Genomic DNA, 19,041 nt, shown 5'->3' on the forward strand with positions numbered 1-19,041 from the left:
CTAAATTATGCGAATGCCCCGCACCATATTGCTCTGTGGCCTGGTTTGCTACAGCTTATTATGTAGTCAGAATGCACTGGCAACCGGGCTGGTTGAACGCTTAAAAAGTGCTTCAGAAGATCACGAACTTGTTATTACCACCCTGCTTGCCAGCGAAGCGCCACGACATTACTCAGACTGGCTGGTATTGGCCCAGGCGTATCTTAGCGCCGACAATAAAGATGCAGCACTGCAGGCACTACAACAGGCCAGCGAGCTGGCGGTAAATAATCATCAGCACGCCCACGTTGCACTGCTACGCGCAAAAGTATATGGCATTTTGTTCCGGGATACCCGCCATGCCATCAGTTATCTGCAACAGGCCGAAACGCTGTTACATGACAGTGAAGGTGCAGAGCAACAACAATTATACAGTGATGTACTGACCAACTTCGCTCAGGCATATAACCAGCTTGGCGATTTAGCCAGGGCCGAACATTTTGCCAGTCAGAGCCTGCAATTAGCGCTAAAACTTACTGACCCGACCAAAGAACTGGCCGCGCGGATTATGCTAGGCCGGTTGGCACTGCAGAATAACCGTTTCAGTCAGGCCCATCAGCATCTGCGACAGGCCATGCTACTGGCGGACCAACTCAACGATACTGATGCTCTGGCGTCTGTTCATTTCCGGCTCGGCATGGCCTACCGGAAAATTGCTGAGCATGATCTGGCGCTGGACCATATGCAGCAGGCTGCAACGCTCTATCAGCGACTGAACAACCTTTCCAGCTACAGTTATGCTCTGGTGTATATTGCAGAAAGTTATTTAGAAAAGCCTGAGGGTATCGCCCAGGCTGAGCAATATTTGCTGGACGCATTGGCTATCAGCACCCAGATAAATAACGTAATGCGTACCGCTATCGTTAAACAAAGCCTTGGCAGGGCCAGCATGTTAAAGGGAGATAATCAGCAGGCCGCACAATACTACAATGCGGCCTTGCAGCAGTTCCGCCAGATTGGCGCACAAACCTATGTTCAGGAAAGCGCATTAGCTTTTGCAGAATTATTATTTTTACAACAACAATATAACGAGACGCAGCAAATCCTTGCAGAACTGAATCCGACAATCGATAACGCAGCAAACTACCTGCAAGCCCGCTATTACGATCTCCGGGCCAGATTGGCCGAACAGCACCAGGACTGGCAAGCTGCCTATTTGTTGCAGCAACAGGCGAGTCAGCTGCAATTTACTGAGTTAACCGCAACAACAACAGAAAAGCTGAACGAGTTAAAACATCATTTAAGCCAGAGCAACGCCAGACATGACAATGAAGCTCAATGGCTATCGCAGCAACGCGCTATTCAGATAACCCTGCGCTACTGGCAACTTAGCGCTGCGATCCTGGCGCTGCTGTTAACCCTCAGTATTTTTCTGTATTTCAGACAACGCAGACATTCGCCAGATAAACTACCAGTACAAATGCCAGTGTTGCTTTCACATAGCTGGAATCGTTTTTGTGAAAGGTTGCAACAGGATGGTAAAAACAAACAGCCACTGCATTTTTTAGCCTTTGCAATTGACAACAACCAGCAACTTAAATTGGACAAGGGTGAGGAAACGTTACGCCAGCCTTTGCAAATTGCATTAAATAAATTGTCTGACCCACAGATAAGTGGTTATTGCATTGACAACGACGTACTGTGGTTGGGCTACCGGGCCGGTGCCGATGAGACCGCCCGCTTTGCCCGGCAACTTGAATATGGGATCCAGCAGGCAATGGCACCGTTGCTTGGTGACAGCAGGCTGATTAGTCTGCAGCTGGATATCACGCAGTTGCTTGGTGCCCAATGGCAAACACAAGATCTGACAGCGCTGCGCGAAGCACTCTGGCTTAGCTGGAAGCTTGCCAGTTTAGCCGACGATCACTCACGCTGCTGGCAATTACAACTAAAAGCCGAACAATCACGCCCCTGTGAATGGCGTAGCAGTAATATCCGGCATGATATGATTAGCGCACTGCAGCTGGGCACACTGATCCTCAGCCTGAATCAGGAAGCACTGCCAGCAACCTTAAGCGCGTTGCTGGTGGCTGGCGCTGCTGATATTAGTGAGTCGTAAATTATCAGGCAAAGCAATTAATCGCTGATGCTGCTGCATCGGACATACGAACGCGACTGCACAGGCCTGTAACGCCAGGCCGCTTTCGTTTTTGTTGTTTTCGCCATACCGCGGATCGCCCATCACCGGATGACCTGCAGCGGCAAAATGGCGGCGGATTTGATGCTTGCGACCACTGATTAAATCAACTTCCAGCCAGCTGGTATCGGTTTCACTTTGATATGTCAGCTGTTTAAACCGGGTTAAACAGGCTTTGCCATCCAGTGCCAGGCTGATCTCACCTGCCGCAAGTAAATCCGCCGCCAATGCTCCCTTAACCTGCACCAGATACGTTTTGCTGAGTTGCCGGGCAGCGATAAGCTTGCTAAAAGCAGCTGCAGCTGCTTTGGTATGAGCAATCAGTACCAGGCCACTGGCCTCCCGGTCCAACCGGTGCAGCAGAAAAACCGGCCTGCTGCCAAAATGTTGCTCAGCAAAACGCAGAATACTCAGATGGTCTCCCCATTCATTACCCTGCGACAACATGCCTGCCGGTTTAAACCAGACACTGTAAGAGCGAAAGTCGGCAATCAAAGCGGCTGAGGGGCAGCTGCGGCTCAAAATATCCGGATCGTAGTGAAGTTGCAGTACCTGGCCCACCTGCAGTGCATACTGGGCCCGGCGTAGCCTTTTTACCGGCCGGGCCAGTAATTGCACCGCACCTTTATTCATTGCATCTTTCAGCCGGCCTTTGGTCAGCTCCGGCACTGCCGCGGCTAAAATGGCAATGGCCTGCCCCGCAGTATGTACCTCAATCCGCCGTGACAACTTCATACCTTTACCATTCCTTTACTGACGAGTTCAGCTGAAATTCAGCGCTTTGGCCTGTAATAGTAACAAACATCAAGGAGATCTGCTTATGAAAACCCTTCTTAAAACCACGGCTGGTTTACTGTTATTGTTGCCGTTATTCAGCACAGCCGACAATATTAGCAGCGACAGTATCAGCACCGAAGTGCATGGCCAGCAGCAAAACCGGATGCAAACAATTAAAGTGCAAAATTCCGCAGTCAACCAGAGTTATCAGTCTGCAACCTGGTTCCACAGTATTGATATCAGCCTGGCGCGGGATGATAACTATAATGGCTACTTTCACCAGTTATATGTTGAATTTGATGCCGATACTGACTATTCGTACCAACAGATTTTTGCAGAACTTAGCCTGACACCAGATTATGGTTATGAACGGGTGTATTACACCAGCTCGGTGTTTGAACTGTTCGGTGACAACAGCAATGACTGGCTGGGTATTGAAACTGACTTACAGCACCAGTATCCGACCAACTTTTACCTGCTTACCATTCGACTATACGATGCCAGCACCGGTTACTTGCTAGCCGAAGCATCAGGTTATGATTTAAGCGCGCTGGATGCTTTAACCCTGGAGGATTTTCAACGTGACCAAATCCAGACCAGCAGCAGTGTCGAAGTGTCTGCCGGCAGTATTGGCATGCTGGCGCTGATGGCGTTATGCTTATTGTTTCTGCGACGCCAGGAGCAGCATTGATTGAAAGCGTTTTTATTACTGATGTTAGTGTTGCCACCGTTACTGCATGCAAGCCCACTTGCTATGCAGCAACAAACCGATAATGCGCAGCGCCTGTTCAGCTATCAGTTCCGGGCAGCTGAGCAGGATATTCGTTTTCAGTTTTCGTTGCCGGTAGCCAGCATTGTTCGCAACAGCAACCTGATAAAGCCTTATGTACCAGAGGTTATGCAACAGCAACTGTGGCGGGAGTTACAGCAGCAGGCGCAGCAAGCCGGCCCCTACCGGATTGCCCCCGGCCCCGGCCGGGACTGGCAAAATTTTCAGTTACTGCATGCTTTCCCTGCGACATCAGCACAGGCAGAGCAAGCCAACACTCAACGCTTGCAATTGTTGCAACAACTGCAGCAATTCAGCCGACAATTTCAACAGCAGTACCTAAGCAATAACGGTTATCAGCTGCAATATCTGCCAGATAACCGGCAACAGATTATCGTCGATCACCTGCATATTATTGAGCAGAGTCTGCCAGATGTAACACCGTTAGCCCAGTCGCTGGTAAGTCAGCTGAATATCCAAAGTCAACGGCAGTTGCTAAGTGTTTTACTAAGCTGGGTGCAGTTAATACCTTTGCAGCCGGCTGAGCAGGCAGACTATGGCCAAAGCTTCTCGCCGCCCCTGCAACTGCTGCGCCAGCATCATGGTGACAGCGCCAGTAAAACGGTGTTACTTGCTACCCTCGTCCGCAGCCTTTTACCTGATGTAAAGCAAGCGTTGCTATATTTACCACAACGCACCGTACTGGCACTGGCAATACCGGCTGAAACAGACGATAGAACAGTATCTCTGCAAGGCACAGATTATCTGGTGGCAGACCCTTCCGGGCCTGAATTGATGCCTGCTGGTACAGTAGCAATGTCACAGCAGGCATTTATTGTCAGTCAGTTTTTTGCTTATCGGTTGTTTTAAGCTCGCTAATCTTTTCAAACAGGTCTTGCCAACCGTCAGGGATCCGTCGTACTCCTGCCTGCTCATTGGCTAATCTGTCTATATGAATAGACAGTCGCTGCAACGGGCCCATAATTTTCCGTTTATAGCGCCGGGCCAGCAGCCAGGCCAGCAACATTAGCACCGCTGCATAGCTGAACCAATGCAAGATAAAACTGGCCAGGCCGCTGCCAAGTGCAGAGCCCCGTTTGTCAATCAGTGCCAGTGACCATGGCAAATCGGCAAGTCTTTGTATCTGTAACTGATATTGTTCAAGATTATCGCCATTAATGAATTTAGAGCTGGCCACCACATTACCAGCCTGATCCAGCAGCAAAAAATAACGGTCAGGATTATTTCTTTCCAGATTTGCCAGCAAAGGCGCCAGTTCAAGCGCCAGCACAAATCTGCCAATTTTACGTTCATTGACGTAGAAAGGTACACTCATTGCTGCCTGTTCCAGGATAAAATCCTTATAAAAAACCGGATTACGATCATAGCCGTTCTCTGAACGTTGATAGCGCTGCAGCCAGTCTGTAAGCTGTTCAATGACATAATCTGACCATTTATGCTGACCGTTATAGGCATAACCTTGCTCAGACACATAATACAAATCTTTAAGTGGCGATATGCTGGCTGGCGCTATATCAAAATAGGGTTGCAACTGCAGCAACATCTGCAATTCCTGATTAAGCGGCGCACTGTCAGCGTTCAGTTTTTGCTGCACCAGGTCGCCGGTTGTCAGTGATAAAACCGGGATCTGACTTTCATCAGATACAGCACGCTGAATGCCAAGCTGAGCGCGGTTGGTGACCGCCTGCGCAAATTGTATTACCGGACTTATCTGGGCATCCATTTGCTGTGAGAACATTTCAAGTTGCAACTGGCTGTTTTTAAAGTTGCTATTAAACTGCAGCAAAAACTGAATAAAAGCTGCAGCGAAGCTGAGCATCAGGATGATCAGGATGGAAAACCTGACAGTTCTGGTATATACAACAAAAGCGGGACTGGACATGCAACTCCTTTGCAATGTACTGATTTTTTAGTTTCGCAAATCCTAGACCATTTCTGCTGATATGCAAACAGGGGCGGGGGCTTTTTTCGCCCCCGTCCGCTAAAACTATAAATTAGCCTCAGCAAAAGAAGCCAGCCGACTGCGCACTACGCCATTCAGGTTAATGGTAGTACTACCTTCAAAGTTTTTAAAACGCTCAACAATATAAGTTAAGCCAGACGTAACGGCCGTCAGGTAGTTACTGTCAATTTGCGACAAGTTGCCGGAACAAATCAGTTTAGTGCCTTCGCCACAACGGGTAATAATGGTTTTTAACTGGGCCGCACTCAGGTTCTGACACTCATCCAGGATTACAATAGCGTTCTGAATACTGCGGCCCCGCATAAAATTAACCGACTTAAACTGAATATTGGCTTTTTCCATAATGTAGTTAACACTGGCGTGAGGGTGTTCGTCTGTTTTATGCAATACCTCTAACGAGTCTGTGATTGCGGCCAGCCAGGGTGCCATTTTTTCTTCTTCTGTTCCGGGCAAAAAGCCTATCGACTCGGCAATTTCCGGCGTATTACGGGTAACAATCACTTTATCGTACTGGCCTTTTTCGATAACCAGCTCCAGAGCGGCAGCCAGTGCTATCAATGTCTTACCGCAGCCGGCAGGGCCGGTTAAGATAACCAGATCCATTTGTGGATCAAGCAGCGCCTGCATTGCCATCGCCTGATAAATATTTTTCGGATGAATACCCCAGGCGTGCCGGTGCATCAGCCTTTCATAGCCAAAATCAAGAATTTTAATTTCCTGTTCGGTGATGGCCAGCACCCGGCCGGCAAAGGTTTCTGCTTCATCTATCAGGTACTCGTTCACATAAGCATTAGGTAATATTTTGCGGCTGACGTAATGCACGGTGTCCCGGCCTTCGTTTTCACTGCGACACTCACCTACCTGGCTCCAGAATTCACCACTGAATTTAAAATATCCTTTATACAAAAAACGTACATCGTCAATCAGCTGGTCAGTACGGTAGTCTTCAACCTGCTTTAGCCCGGCGCCTTTCGCCTTCAGACGCATGTTGATGTCTTTGGTAACCAGGATAACTTTTACCGGACCTTTCTCTCGCTGCAGATAGAGTGCAGTATTAATAATTAAATGGTCATTTTCGCCACCGGGCAGGCCCGGAATTTCGTCTTTAATATGATGATCGTTAATAATGAATAAATGCCCACCGCCAAGGTTTTCATGCTGCCGTGGTAAGGCTACCCCTTGCAGCATCTGCTCAGGTGTGGCGTCTCTTAACACATCTTCCAATGCCCTAATCGCCACCCTGGCATCACGGCTTACATCTTTATTACGGTCTTTTATGTGATCCAGCTCTTCCAGCACCGTCATCGGGATGACAACGTCGTGTTCTTCAAAATTCAGAAAGGCGAAGGGTTCATGCAGCAGAATATTGGTGTCTAACACATAGATTTTCTTTTCTTTGCTTTTTTTTCGCGCCATACGCAGCTCCTTCAAACGAGACTATGATTACCTGATATCCGTGTTGTCGTTGTCAGCTCAATGTAGCTTAACTAAGCATAGTGCAACAGCACCGTCTGGCGCTGAATTATTGAATTAAAAATGTAATTAGCTGTTAAACCACTGTGCGACAGTATCGTGACAAGGGCATGACAGAATACAAAAACAAAATAAAGCGCCGCTGGCAGATGCAGTTTTATTAATTTACTAGTACCATGGCGCCCCGATTTTATGATGGTAGTTTTGATATGAATTTTGCTTTGGGACAACGCTGGATCAGCGATACAGAATCTGATTTGGGTTTAGGTACCCTGGTAGGTATCGATGGTCGTATGTTGACAGTTTTGTTCCCAGCCACCGGTGAAACCCGGCAGTATGCGCAGGCAGAAGCGCCTCTTACCCGGGTGTCATTTAATGTCGGTGATGAAATAAAAAGTGCTGACGGATTCAGCCTGGTTGTCACCGAACTGAAATCGTCGCACAACACATTGATTTACATTGGTACCCGCACCGACAATGGCGAACCCGTTGAACTGAAAGAGACGTTTCTCGACCACTTCATCAGCTTTAGTAAGCCGCAAGACCGCTTATTTGCCGGCCAGATCGATCGTTTCGATAATTTCACCCTGCGTTATCTGGCCTGGCAACAGCAAAACCGGCAGCAACAAAGCCCATTGCGGGGCTTGCAAGGAGGACGGATGAGCCTGATCCCTCACCAGCTGCATATTGCAGCAGATGTTGCCAGCCGGCATGCACCTCGCGTGTTACTGGCCGATGAAGTAGGACTGGGCAAAACCATTGAAGCAGGTTTAATCATTCATCAGCAACTACTATCCGGGCTGGCCAGCCGGGTGCTGATCGTTGTACCCGAATCTTTGCAGCATCAGTGGCTGGTAGAGATGCTACGCCGCTTTAACCTGCACTTTTCAATTTTCGATGAAGAGCGTTGCCAGCAATCGCAGCTGGATGTCAGCAACCCGTTTGATACCGCACAACTGGTACTATGCAGCCTTGAATTTATCAGCAACAACAGTAAATGGCTGGATCAGGCGCAAAGCAGTGACTGGGATTTACTGGTCGTTGATGAAGCACACCACTTAGCCTGGTCGGCCGAACATGTCAGTAAAGAATACCGCTGTATCGAAAGCCTGGCGCAAGACACGGCTGGTGTCATACTACTTACCGCCACGCCGGATCAGCTGGGTCAGCAAAGCCATTTTGCCAGGCTGCGCCTGCTCGATCCTGACCGTTTTTTCGATTATCAGGCCTTTGTTGATGAACAACAGCAATTCCAGCACATTGCGGCTACCGCTGCCCGCTTACTTGATAATACGCCGCTGAATGACGAATTATCAGAGACGTTGCAGCAGCATATCAGTGAACAGGATATCAGCACGCAGCTGGCACTGTTGTGCCAGAGCGAACAAACTCCCGCTGCGTTGCAGGCTCGCGAACATCTCTTGTCCGAGTTGCTTGACCGTCATGGCACCGGCAGGATCCTTTTCCGTAACAGCCGCGCCAGTATTAAAGGTTTTCCAAAGCGCCAGGCGCTACCCGTTGCTCTGGAACTACCAGAGCAGTATAGAAATGCCCTAAAGGTGTATCACAGCCTGAACAGCAACCGTCAGTTAGAAGAACTGGCGCAGGCCAATTTATTTCCGGAACAGGTTTTTCAGGCTTTCGAAGGCACGAATAGTCAATGGTGGCAATTTGACCCGAGAATTGACTATCTGATCACGTTACTCAAACAACACAAACCTGCTAAGTTCCTGGTTATCTGTGCTGCGGCAGCAACCGCAGTGGCATTAGAAGAAGCTCTGCGGCAAAAAGAAGGTGTCCGGGCAGCCGTGTTCCACGAAGGCATGTCAATTGTCGAACGTGATAAGGCCGCGGCTTATTTTGCACAGGAAGACTACAGTGCACAGCTGCTGATTTGCTCGGAAATTGGCAGTGAGGGCCGTAACTTCCAGTTTGCCCATCATCTGGTATTGTTTGACTTGCCGCTTAATCCTGATTTGCTAGAGCAACGGATTGGCAGGCTGGACCGGATAGGTCAGCAACATGATATTCAATTGCATATCCCCTATTTCAACAACAGTGCGCAGCAAGTATTGTTTGACTGGTATCAGCATGGGCTGAATGCCTTTGCTAAAACCTGCCAGACGGGCCGGACAATATATGACCAGCAAAGTCATACTCTGCTCAGCTTACTGGCGTCAGTGCAGCCTGACACCACAAAAGTGGCGCAACTGGTAGCACAAAGTCAGCAGCAGCATCAGCAGCTTTTACAACAGCTGGAACAGGGACGGGATAAGTTACTGGAGTTAAACTCAGCCGGTGGCGAAAAAGCCCGCCAGTTGGCCAGCGATATTGCCAAAGCAGATGCGGACGTTCAGCTACCGATGCTGATGTTTCAGGCCTGGGACCTGCTGGGGGTGAATCAGGAAGATCGCTCTGATACCAGTATTGTGCTAACGCCGGCTGAACATTTACGCTGCGCCTATCCCGGGCTTGAAGATGATGGTGTTACCGTTACCTTTGACCGTGCTACTGCCCTGGCTCAGGAAGACGTTCAGTTTTTAAGCTGGGATCATCCCATGGTTAACGGCACGCTGGATTTACTGCTGAATGACAATATTGGTAACACCGCAGTAGCTTTGCTGCCAAACAAAGCGCTGCCTGTTGGCAGCTATTTTGTTGAGCTTATCTATATTATCGAAGCCAGCGCTCCGGCTAAATTGCAACTGAGCCGCTATTTGCCGGCAACACCAATCCGATTGTTGCTGGACAAAACAGGGAAAGATTTAGCAGCGAAAGTACCATTTGAAAATTTCAACCGGCAATTGAAACCGGTTGGCCGGCAAACTGCCAGTAAGCTGGTCAATGCTTTACAAAGCCTGATCCACCCGATGCTGGGCAGCAGTGAATCGACGGCAATCGACCAACTCACTACTCTACGTCAAAGTGCACTGGCAAAAATGCAACAGGCATTGCAGACTGAACAGCAACGCTTGATCGCTTTAAAACAGATTAACCCGCTGATCAGACAGGATGAAATTGATATGCTTGGCGACAGGCAACAGCAACTGACCGATTATATTAATAAAGCACGCCTGAAACTGGATGCGGTCCGGCTTATTGTTGTGAGCCATGATTAATATGCCGCTGTTTCAATACCAGCCGCCACAGACCCCTTATCTGGATATTATCTATCAGGATGACGATATTGTAGTCATTAATAAACCCAGTGGTTTATTGTCAGTGCCAGGCAAAGACATAGCACATCGCGACTGCCTGGAATACCGGGTTAAATTGGTCCTGCCAACAGCGCGAATTGTTCACAGACTTGATATGGCAACCTCTGGTGTAATGGTATTGGCGTTAAATGCAGCAGCCCAGCGAGACTTGAACCGTCAATTTCAGTTACGCCAAACCCATAAGCAATATATTGCCCGGGTAAGGGGGCGGGTGCAGGCTGATCAAGGCACCATATCTTTACCGCTAATTTGTGACTGGCCAAACCGCCCAAAGCAGATGGTGTGTTACCAGAACGGCAAAGAATCGGTTACCCATTATAAAGTGCTGGAACGTTCTGAAACCTCTAGCAGGCTGATGTTAACGCCGGTTACCGGCCGTTCTCATCAGTTACGGGTTCACATGCAAATGATTGGTCATGCGATTCTCGGTGACAAGTTCTATGCTGACCCGGAAACCTACAATGCTGCAAATCGTTTGCAGTTGCACGCCAATACATTATCGTTAATTCATCCTGCTAGCCGGAAAATAAGAATTTTTTCAGTCAATTGTTCTTTTTGACTTCTTTTTACAATTATTAACCCCATATTCAGTTTACTGGCTTATGATACTCAGCATGTTAGGTTGCTAAATAACAAATTACTGTACTATTTTTATTAAACAACGATTAAATAACAAACGGTTTGTAATAAAGATTGCATAACGGTAAGCAGCTTTAGAAAACATTTTGCTACTTTTATGCCGGATAAATCTAAGGAGAAATGGATGAAACTTAAAATAACCACTCTTGCTGTACTGACTGCCCTGCCGTTTATAAGCTCACAAGCTTTTGCACAATCACCTTCCGCTGCTGAACTAGAGCGCAAAGTATTTGGTTCCCTATTCGGTGAGTACTACTGGTCTCATGAGAATAAATCACTATCAGCTGAATGGGACAACGTCGAACATGGCCCTGGTATTGGTGCAGAACTGGGTTACCGGGTAAATGAAACCTGGGGCGTTCGTTTAGAATATGCAAGACAGCGTCTGGATTCTCTGACCGGTGGTAGTGTTGGCAACGACCGTTTTGGTGTTGATGCTATGTATCATCTGACAAACAGCAATTTTTATATTGTTGGTGGTTGGAAGCACTTTGAAGGCAATCTTAGCTCAGATGCATTAAACCTGGGTGTGGGCTACCGTCATTTTGTTCGCAATGACGTGGCTTTATTTGCTGAAGCAAATCGTTACCAGGGTATTAACAATGGCTCATGGTATGATGCCGGCATTAAGTTAGGTGCCAGCTGGATTTTTGGCGCCGAAGCAGCACCTGCACCAACGCCGGCTCCTGCTCCTGCTCCGGCTCCGGCAGCTCCGGTTCAGCCAGCTAAACCTGCAGACAGTGATAATGATGGCGTGATCGATGCTAATGATCGTTGTCCTGACACAGCGGCCAACCATCAGGTTGACCCTCAGGGTTGTACGGTATTTAAAGAAACTATGCAGCGGGTCGGCGATGTTGATATCGAAGTTAAATTCGGTTTTGATTCTGCAACGGTTTCAGCAGACCAACGCTCTGAGATTATCCAGTTAGCTGCATTTATGAAGCGTTTCCCTGAGTCAGAAGTTGTAATAGAGGGTCATGCCTCTATGCCGGGTAACGATGACTACAACATGTTGTTATCGAAACGTCGTGCAAAATCTGTAGCAGATATTCTAACCAGTGAAGGTGTTGAATCGTCACGGATTACTTCAGTTGGTTACGGTGAGACCCGTCTGAGAGTGCAAGGTAGCTCGGCTGAAGCTAACGCTGCCAACCAGCGGATTGAAGCTAAAGTAACGGCGAAAGTAAAAGAACCAGTATTACGTTAATTTTCTTACGCTTAACTAAAACCGCCATTTTTGGCGGTTTTTTTTATTGCTGCCACTGTCAGTTCCTGCTAGGTTTAGTCGGTATACCGCAAGTTAAGGATCTGAATTATGTCTCTGCAAGCTATAAGTCGTTACTGTGTTTTCAGCGCAGTATTAGCATGTACGGCCTTTACGTCATACGCTGAACAACCTGCTACTTTGATTCAGGCAGCTCATGTCTGTACCGATGAGGGCGAAACCCAACGTTTGGCCATTAATGACCAGTTGCGGGATATGGCTAAAGCTCTGGCAGAATTTAAACCAACCACATTCTGTTTTATTATGCAGCCTTCACTTGCCGTGACAGTATTGGAACAGGGTGACACTTACGTCAAATTCAGTCATGACGCTAAAGTGATGTTTACTTTCCCCGAATACATTGAATCTGACGATACAGCTAATGTTTTAACCGGTTTAGCCGATAACAGCCTATAACATTGAGTTGATTTGACGGATGAAAAGTGAACACGATGCAAAATGCTTTGGTAGCCTGGCTGTTGTTCGCTACCCTGCTGCAAACAACTGCTATTGCACAGCAGGCCCATAGCAAGCAGCAGTTATCATCACAGGACTTACAGCAACAGTTGCTTAGTGAGGAAGTTACCGAGCTGACCACCGATAAAGGCAGTTTCTTAACGCTACAACGACAAGCGCTGACCAGCTATACCAAAGGCACGGCAATTCTGGTTCCTGACTGGCATGAACATGCTGCCAGTCCTGACTTTATTAATCCTTTGCGTCAACAAATGAATGAATATGGCTGGCATACACTGGCAGTAATGCCACCGGATATTCTGCTAACCGAACCATCTGCTAATGAAGCAGATTATCAACAGCAGCTGGTCCAACGATTAAACGCTGCGATCCGTCAGGCAGATTCGCAAGCTAATCTGATTGTCATTGCCAAAGGGAGCAGTGCGGCACTACTTAATCAGCTTTTTGCAACAGAGCAACTTCCTGCGCCTGCAGCCTTTGTCATGTTGGGTGCTTATCTGGCTGATGTTAAGCTTAACCGTGAGTTAGCAAACCATATTGCGTCGCAGTCGGTACCGACACTAGATATCAGCCATCAGCGCGATAACCGGTTTGTCAGCGCCAACCTGCAGCTGAGACAGCAACTGGTAAACCGAAACCTGAAAACACAGTACCGGCAACGGCAGCTAACAGGTACCTTTTACGATGCAGATACCCATGCATGGGTGCTAAAAGAAATAACAGGTTGGCTGCATAGTATTGGCTTGTAATTTTGTAGCTTAATGACGATTTTTCAGTAACTCATAAGCCGCCTGAATTTCCTGAGTCTGTTTTTTCGCTACATCAAGCATGGCAGCCGGCACACCTTTTGCCATCAGTTTGTCCGGATGGTGCTGTGCCATTTTTTTACGGTATGCCCGTTTTAATTCTTTATCGCTGCATTGGGCGCTGACACCAAGTACCTTATATGCATCCTGTACAGCATTTGCTGCAGGCTTTTTGCTGTCTCGCTGATTGAAGCGTTGCTGAGCCCGATACGCTGCCAGCAACTGCTCTAATTGCAGATGCGATACTGACAGTTGCATCGCTATCTGCTGCAACAGCCTATATTGATCACTGGTCATGGCGCCGTCGGCATTCGCTATGCCAAGCTGAATTTCAATAAAATATTGAATTACATCTCTTTGCCGGCCATATTGCTGATAAAAAGCTTGTAGTTGGGCGACTAAAGGGAAATTACTGGCTTTACCATCACGAAAAGCAGCCTGTGCTTCTTGTTGCTGTGCATCATTCAAGCCCAGCTGCTGCATAAAATGCCTGGCCTGGCGAATATGGGCAGGTGTAACGACACCAGTGGCTTTAGCAATATGCCCCATAGCGGCAAACGTGGTATACATAAACAGCCCCTGCTGTTCATCCGGCTCCTGAAAAATTCCTTTGAACCGCGCCAGATTTGAGCCCATTTTTATGTCTAGCCAATGACCGAGGATCAGGCCGATAAACAGGCCAGGTAGCCTGAGCAGGGCAAGACCGAACAGCGCTCCAAGTATTTTACCCCACAAAGTATCTACCCCATAAAATGAACCAGGCGGCATCTGTCGCTCTGACATACTGAAACACGCCAGTGACCGTTGTAGAACCGCACTATATCGGATTAGCAGGAAATCTAAAATTGATTTATCATAGCGGGCTAATCTTATCAAAAAACATCATATTGCTGGGGCAGAGAATACCGGATGAAAGTTTGGGTTACTGGAATAATCGTCACAGGCTTGCTGTGTAGTCAGCTGCAAGCCAAGGAACCTGTAATACCGATGTGTTACCAGCCACTTGCCCAGCCTGTTATATTAAGTGATCTGGATCCTGAAGATAATACCGTGCGGATTATTTCTGATAATGCCGATTTGCGTGGTAACCAAACCGCATTATTTAACGGTAATGTTCGAATTACCCATCGTGACACCCTGCTTGCAGCGCCTACTGCCCGCTTCAGCCGAGGTGAGCAGCGAATATTTGCAGACGGCGGCATCGAATATTATGACAGCAGTTTAAAAGTTTCTGCCAGCTCTTTTGTTGCTGATACCAATGACAATAACGCCGCTATTAGTGATGCCCATTATCAGTTTATTGATCAGGCAGGTCGGGGCTATGCTGAACGATTGCAAGCAAGTCCCCAGCAAATAAGGCTGGACCAGGCACTTTTTACTACCTGCCCGACGCACGACGATAGCTGGGCACTGCATGCCAGTGATATCAGAATCAACGAGGGTGAAGGCTGGGGCTCTGCCAGCAATGCGGTTTTCAGAATAAAAGATATTCCGGTATTGTATTTGCCTTACCTGACTTTTCCGGTAAATGAACAGCGTAAGACCGGATTGCTGCTACCAAAAATTGGCAGTTCGCAGTTACTTGGGCTGGATGTTGAGCTTCCTTACTACTTAAACCTGGCTGACAACTATGATATGACTGTGACGCCCCGTTATATGAGCAAAAGGGGCACACAATTGAAATCAGAGTTTCGGTATCTTACTGAGGAACATCAGGGCATTTTGCAACTTGAATACCTCGGTACAGATAAAGATAAACCAGATAACTTTGGTAGCCGATATTTAGGCCATTTAAGCCATCGTTCAGATTTCACGACCAACTGGCGTGGCTATATTGATTTCACCGACGTAAGTGACGATGCCTATCTGACGGAACTGGGTTCAGACTATACCAATCAGAGTGACACCCAGTTATACCGGGAGGCAACCCTGGCTTACTACGGCGATACGATTGACAGTACAATAAGGCTGCAGGGTTTTGAAATTCTTGGTAATTTCTCTGATGCCTATAAAGCCCTGCCCGAAGTACAACTTAGTTCTGCCGAACCACTGCAACTGCTAAGCCCTCTGCAGTTTGTCTGGCAAGCAAGCTACGCCCATTTTAGAAATGATAACGCCCTGATTAGTTCAGCTAACAGGCTGCATCTGGAACCGACTCTTCGTCTACCCTTTGTTACACCTGCGCTGGAGTTTAGCGCAGAAGCCAGTATGCTTTACACTTACTATCAGCAAGACGGTAATCTGGCAGCGGCAGAGGTTGATGAAACAGTAGATCGGACGCTGCCAAAAATCAGGCTGTACAGCAGGTTGAATCTGGAGCGTGAATATGACTGGTTTGGTGAACCAGCACTGCAGACTTTTGAGCCTCAGATCCAGTATTTATACATCCCGTACCGTCAGCAAAATAACATTGGCTTGTACGACACAACCCGCTTGCAGGATGACTATTACGGCTTATTCCGGCAAAACCGTTTTTCTGGCATCGACAGAATCAACGAAGCAAATCAACTCACCGTTGGCTGGACTACCCGTTTTTATGACAATGTCGACAATGAACTGTTTCGTTTTAGTCTGGGCCAAATATTTTTTCTGGAAGACCCGGTAGAGATGGCTGATAACCTGACCGGGAATCAAACTGCAACCGACTCTGTGCTGGCTGCGGAAATGATTTGGCACTGGTATCGGAAATGGGTGTTCAGCGCAGCCGCACAATATGATACTGACGGCCAGCAACTGCTAAAAAGTAATGCAAGTCTGGATTACCGCGGTAGCGAGAATACCCTGCTGCAATTGAACCATCGGTACAGTCGCGCTGTCTCAGGTTTGGAAATTCAGCAACTGGGTGTGCTCGGCACTGTACCGCTGGCAAAAAACTGGCAGCTTGTCGCCAGTTACTATCGTGACGTGACAAATCGTCGTATGATAGATGCCAATTTTGGCGTGCAGTATGAGTCTTGTTGCTGGGCGGTCCGGCTGGTAGCAAGGCGCTATATCATAGCAAATCTGGATACTAACATTGACAACGCTCTGCAATTTGGTGAGCTTGACAGCGGGTTAAGCCTGCAATTTGTGTTAAAAGGTTTCGGCGATAAAGCCGGCTTTGGCGTATCAGACATGTTGTCCAATGGCATTTTTGGCTATCGCCGGCCATATTTACTAACTAATTAGTGTAGGAATTTATGAAGTTACAGCAAGTTATCTGTCTGGCTTTTATTGGCTGTTTAAGTTTTTCAAGTATTGCAGCCGAAAAGGAGATTGATCGGATTGCCGCTATTGTCGACAACAGTGTCGTATTGAAAAGCGATATTGATGATGTGGTTAGCCGGGTTAAACGTAATGCCGAAGCACAGGGGCAAACCTTACCTTCCGATCAGGCACTGCGGACTCAGGCGCTGGAACGGCTAATCTTAACCAGTTTACAACTGCAGTTAGCAGAGCGGATGGGACTGCAAATCAGTGATGCCCAGCTGGACGACACCATTCGTAACATTGCTCAGGGTGAAAACCTCAGCCTGGAAGCGTTCCGGCGTCAGGTCGAAGCCGAGGAGGGTAATTATCAGCGCTTCAGGGAAAAACTCAGGGAAGAAATTATTACTAACGAAGTTGTCCGGGGCAGTGTTCAGCGCCGGATCTACATCAGCCCGCAGGAAGTTGACAGTCTTCTGAAGTTGATGGAAGAACAAGGGGCCGTCAGTGAGGAATACAATCTGGGGCATATCCTGATTGCCATCCCTAGCCAGGCAACACCTGACGATATCAGCGCAGCGAAAGAACGGGCTGATAAAGTAATGGAGTTACTGGAAAACGGTAGTGACTTTAAAAGGATCGCTATCGCATCATCTTCAGGTGGCAAAGCGCTGGAAGGTGGTGAACTTGGCTTTATGAATATCAATGAAATGCCAACCCTGTTTTCAGAAAGCATTCGTGACAAGAAAAAAGGCGATTTAATTGGCCCTATGCGATCTGGTGCCGGCTTTCACATCTTAACTATCTTCGATATCCGCGGTGAAAATGTTGCTGAAATTCAAGAGGTTAAATCTCGCCACATTCTAATTAAGCCGTCAATTATTCTTAGTGAAGAACGTGCCCGCAACACGCTCAAGGACTTTGTAACCAAACTTCGTGCCGGTGAAGCGGACTTTGCTGAATTAGCGAAAGCCCATTCAGAGGACCCAGGGTCCAAGATGAATGGTGGCGAGCTTGGCTGGAGTGAACCCCAGGTTTTTGTACCTGCTTTCCGGGATACTTTATTACGGCTGGATGCCAATGAAATCAGTGAGCCCTTCCGGACAGAGCATGGCTGGCATATCGCTCAGGTACTGGATAAACGGGTTGTCGATGCCACCGCAGACAAGAAACGCGAGCAGGTTTACCGGATGATTTATAACCGTCGTTTTAATGAAGAATCAGCCAACTTCCTGAAAGAAATCCGTGACGAAGCCTTTATCGACGTCTTGCCGGAGAGTTAAATGACCCTGCGCATTGCTATAACTCCCGGTGAGCCAGCCGGCATAGGACCTGATTTAGTCGTGGCACTTGCCCGTCAGGATTGGCCGGTTGAACTGGTGGTGTGTTGCAATGCGACCATACTGGCCGAGCGGGCTGCCATGCTGGGTATCGATTTAACACTGTTACCCTATGATGAAAGCTCCCCCGCCAAAGCACAGCGCGCAGGTACACTGACCATTGCCGATTTTGCCGTTGAAGAGCCTGTGCAGCCAGGTAAGCTTGATGTGGCTAATGGTCAGTATGTGGTTAATACCCTGCAATATGCCGGCGAAAACGCTATTACCGGTAAGTTTGCTGGTATCGTCACCGGCCCGGTACACAAAGGCATTATCAACAAAGCAGGTATTCCGTTCAGTGGCCACACTGAGTTCTTTGCCCATCAGTCTAATACGCCTTATGTGGTTATGATGCTTGCTACAGAGGGGTTGCGTGTTGCTTTAGCAACAACACATATTCCATTGGCTTATGTTGCTAAAGCTATAACCCGCGACCGGCTGCTAAAGGTTATTACCATCCTGCATCATGATTTACATCATAAATTCGCTATCAAAAAGCCTCGCATATATGTATGTGGCCTGAACCCTCATGCAGGAGAGGATGGCCACCTGGGCCGGGAAGAAATAGACATTATCACCCCAACACTTGATGAGCTGCGGACACAGGGTATTGATCTGGTGGGCCCACTGCCAGCCGATACCCTGTTTCAGCCCAAGTATCTGGATGATGCAGACGCAGTACTGGCCATGTATCATGATCAGGGGTTGCCGGTTCTTAAATACAAGGGCTTTGGCCGTTCGGTGAATATCAGTCTGGGCCTGCCGCTTATCCGCACGTCAGTTGATCATGGCACCGCACTGGATCTTGCCGGCACAGGTAAGGCCGACCCCGGTAGTTTATTTCATGCGGTAAATCAGGCCATTACACTGGCCCAACAAGCGAACTAATA

The 19,041-nt window shown here is 48.0% G+C and carries 15 protein-coding genes; 11 read left to right on the plus strand and 4 right to left on the minus strand.

The features are described 5' to 3' along the window. The first annotated feature begins 7 nt into the window (after nucleotides 1-7). Nucleotides 8-2,098, plus strand: coding sequence for a tetratricopeptide repeat protein (locus KQY15_RS08045; protein WP_217668672.1), 2,091 nt, complete (start codon nucleotides 8-10; stop codon nucleotides 2,096-2,098). Here the strand turns inward: KQY15_RS08045 and KQY15_RS08050 are convergent. Next, a complete protein-coding gene (locus KQY15_RS08050; RefSeq protein ID WP_217668673.1) occupies nucleotides 2,051-2,911 on the minus strand; it encodes a pseudouridine synthase in 861 nt (286 codons plus the stop codon). The two genes, KQY15_RS08045 and KQY15_RS08050, sit on opposite strands and share 48 nt — an antisense overlap. An 85-nt stretch (nucleotides 2,912-2,996) precedes the next feature. On the opposite strand from KQY15_RS08050, the gene KQY15_RS08055 reads away from it, so the two are divergent. Then, a complete protein-coding gene (locus tag KQY15_RS08055) occupies nucleotides 2,997-3,644 on the plus strand; it encodes a choice-of-anchor H family protein (protein ID WP_217668674.1) in 648 nt (215 codons plus the stop codon). Beyond that, on the plus strand, nucleotides 3,645-4,592 hold the full coding sequence (locus KQY15_RS08060) for a hypothetical protein (protein WP_217668675.1): 948 nt from the start codon (nucleotides 3,645-3,647) through the stop codon (nucleotides 4,590-4,592). On the opposite strand, the gene KQY15_RS08065 is transcribed toward KQY15_RS08060, so the two are convergent. After that, nucleotides 4,561-5,625: a hypothetical protein gene (locus KQY15_RS08065; protein WP_217668676.1), complete on the minus strand. Its 1,065-nt coding sequence runs from the start codon at nucleotides 5,623-5,625 to the stop codon at nucleotides 4,561-4,563. The two genes, KQY15_RS08060 and KQY15_RS08065, sit on opposite strands and share 32 nt — an antisense overlap. Before the next feature lie 105 nt (nucleotides 5,626-5,730). Continuing rightward, nucleotides 5,731-7,122: a PhoH family protein gene (locus KQY15_RS08070; RefSeq protein WP_217668677.1), complete on the minus strand. Its 1,392-nt coding sequence runs from the start codon at nucleotides 7,120-7,122 to the stop codon at nucleotides 5,731-5,733. A 266-nt stretch (nucleotides 7,123-7,388) separates the two neighbouring features. On the opposite strand from KQY15_RS08070, the gene rapA reads away from it, so the two are divergent. From rapA to KQY15_RS08095, 5 genes are all read left to right on the plus strand, one after another. Next, nucleotides 7,389-10,298 carry an RNA polymerase-associated protein RapA gene (gene rapA, locus KQY15_RS08075; protein WP_217668678.1) on the plus strand — a complete coding sequence of 970 codons (2,910 nt, stop codon included), beginning with the start codon at nucleotides 7,389-7,391 and terminating at the stop codon, nucleotides 10,296-10,298. Nucleotide 10,299: 1 nt separating this feature from the next. Further along, a complete protein-coding gene (locus tag KQY15_RS08080; RefSeq protein ID WP_217668679.1) occupies nucleotides 10,300-10,956 on the plus strand; it encodes an RluA family pseudouridine synthase in 657 nt (218 codons plus the stop codon). A 204-nt stretch (nucleotides 10,957-11,160) separates the two neighbouring features. Next, nucleotides 11,161-12,246, plus strand: coding sequence for an OmpA family protein (locus KQY15_RS08085; RefSeq protein WP_217668680.1), 1,086 nt, complete (start codon nucleotides 11,161-11,163; stop codon nucleotides 12,244-12,246). 108 nt (nucleotides 12,247-12,354) lie between these two features. Next, complete coding sequence (locus KQY15_RS08090) at nucleotides 12,355-12,720, plus strand: hypothetical protein (RefSeq protein WP_217668681.1); 366 nt, start codon at nucleotides 12,355-12,357, stop codon at nucleotides 12,718-12,720. Nucleotides 12,721-12,755: 35 nt separating this feature from the next. Beyond that, nucleotides 12,756-13,529, plus strand: a complete 774-nt coding sequence (locus KQY15_RS08095) for a DUF3530 family protein (protein ID WP_254795598.1) — start codon at nucleotides 12,756-12,758, stop codon at nucleotides 13,527-13,529. Nucleotides 13,530-13,538: 9 nt separating this feature from the next. On the opposite strand, the gene djlA is transcribed toward KQY15_RS08095, so the two are convergent. Beyond that, on the minus strand, nucleotides 13,539-14,369 hold the full coding sequence (djlA, locus tag KQY15_RS08100; protein ID WP_254795549.1) for a co-chaperone DjlA: 831 nt from the start codon (nucleotides 14,367-14,369) through the stop codon (nucleotides 13,539-13,541). Nucleotides 14,370-14,495: 126 nt separating this feature from the next. Between djlA and KQY15_RS08105 the strand changes: the two genes are divergently transcribed. Genes KQY15_RS08105 through pdxA form a run of 3 tightly spaced genes read left to right on the plus strand, consistent with a single transcriptional unit; the run spans nucleotide 14,496 to nucleotide 19,039 of the window. Next, nucleotides 14,496-16,754 carry an LPS-assembly protein LptD gene (locus tag KQY15_RS08105; RefSeq protein ID WP_254795550.1) on the plus strand — a complete coding sequence of 753 codons (2,259 nt, stop codon included), beginning with the start codon at nucleotides 14,496-14,498 and terminating at the stop codon, nucleotides 16,752-16,754. Nucleotides 16,755-16,765: 11 nt separating this feature from the next. After that, nucleotides 16,766-18,055: a peptidylprolyl isomerase SurA gene (gene surA, locus KQY15_RS08110; protein WP_217668683.1), complete on the plus strand. Its 1,290-nt coding sequence runs from the start codon at nucleotides 16,766-16,768 to the stop codon at nucleotides 18,053-18,055. Further along, a complete protein-coding gene (gene pdxA, locus KQY15_RS08115) occupies nucleotides 18,056-19,039 on the plus strand; it encodes a 4-hydroxythreonine-4-phosphate dehydrogenase PdxA (RefSeq protein ID WP_217668684.1) in 984 nt (327 codons plus the stop codon). Nucleotides 19,040-19,041: the final 2 nt, after the last annotated feature.

Origin of the sequence: Arsukibacterium indicum (assembly GCF_019100565.1) — a bacterium.
Classification (GTDB): domain Bacteria; phylum Pseudomonadota; class Gammaproteobacteria; order Enterobacterales; family Alteromonadaceae; genus Alishewanella; species Alishewanella indicum.

Bases quoted from the DNA above. Each gene is read 5' to 3' on its own strand.
- rapA (WP_217668678.1), top strand. From the start codon at position 7,389: ATGAATTTTGCTTTGGGACAACGCTGGATCAGCGATACAGAATCTGAT.
- KQY15_RS08095 (WP_254795598.1), top strand. From the start codon at position 12,756: ATGCAAAATGCTTTGGTAGCCTGGCTGTTGTTCGCTACCCTGCTGCAA.
- KQY15_RS08090 (WP_217668681.1), top strand. From the start codon at position 12,355: ATGTCTCTGCAAGCTATAAGTCGTTACTGTGTTTTCAGCGCAGTATTA.
- KQY15_RS08065 (WP_217668676.1), bottom strand. From the start codon at position 5,625: ATGTCCAGTCCCGCTTTTGTTGTATATACCAGAACTGTCAGGTTTTCC.
- KQY15_RS08045 (WP_217668672.1), top strand. From the start codon at position 8: ATGCGAATGCCCCGCACCATATTGCTCTGTGGCCTGGTTTGCTACAGC.
- KQY15_RS08050 (WP_217668673.1), bottom strand. From the start codon at position 2,911: ATGAAGTTGTCACGGCGGATTGAGGTACATACTGCGGGGCAGGCCATT.
- KQY15_RS08080 (WP_217668679.1), top strand. From the start codon at position 10,300: ATGCCGCTGTTTCAATACCAGCCGCCACAGACCCCTTATCTGGATATT.
- pdxA (WP_217668684.1), top strand. From the start codon at position 18,056: ATGACCCTGCGCATTGCTATAACTCCCGGTGAGCCAGCCGGCATAGGA.
- KQY15_RS08055 (WP_217668674.1), top strand. From the start codon at position 2,997: ATGAAAACCCTTCTTAAAACCACGGCTGGTTTACTGTTATTGTTGCCG.
- KQY15_RS08105 (WP_254795550.1), top strand. From the start codon at position 14,496: ATGAAAGTTTGGGTTACTGGAATAATCGTCACAGGCTTGCTGTGTAGT.
- surA (WP_217668683.1), top strand. From the start codon at position 16,766: ATGAAGTTACAGCAAGTTATCTGTCTGGCTTTTATTGGCTGTTTAAGT.
- KQY15_RS08070 (WP_217668677.1), bottom strand. From the start codon at position 7,122: ATGGCGCGAAAAAAAAGCAAAGAAAAGAAAATCTATGTGTTAGACACC.
- djlA (WP_254795549.1), bottom strand. From the start codon at position 14,369: ATGTCAGAGCGACAGATGCCGCCTGGTTCATTTTATGGGGTAGATACT.
- KQY15_RS08085 (WP_217668680.1), top strand. From the start codon at position 11,161: ATGAAACTTAAAATAACCACTCTTGCTGTACTGACTGCCCTGCCGTTT.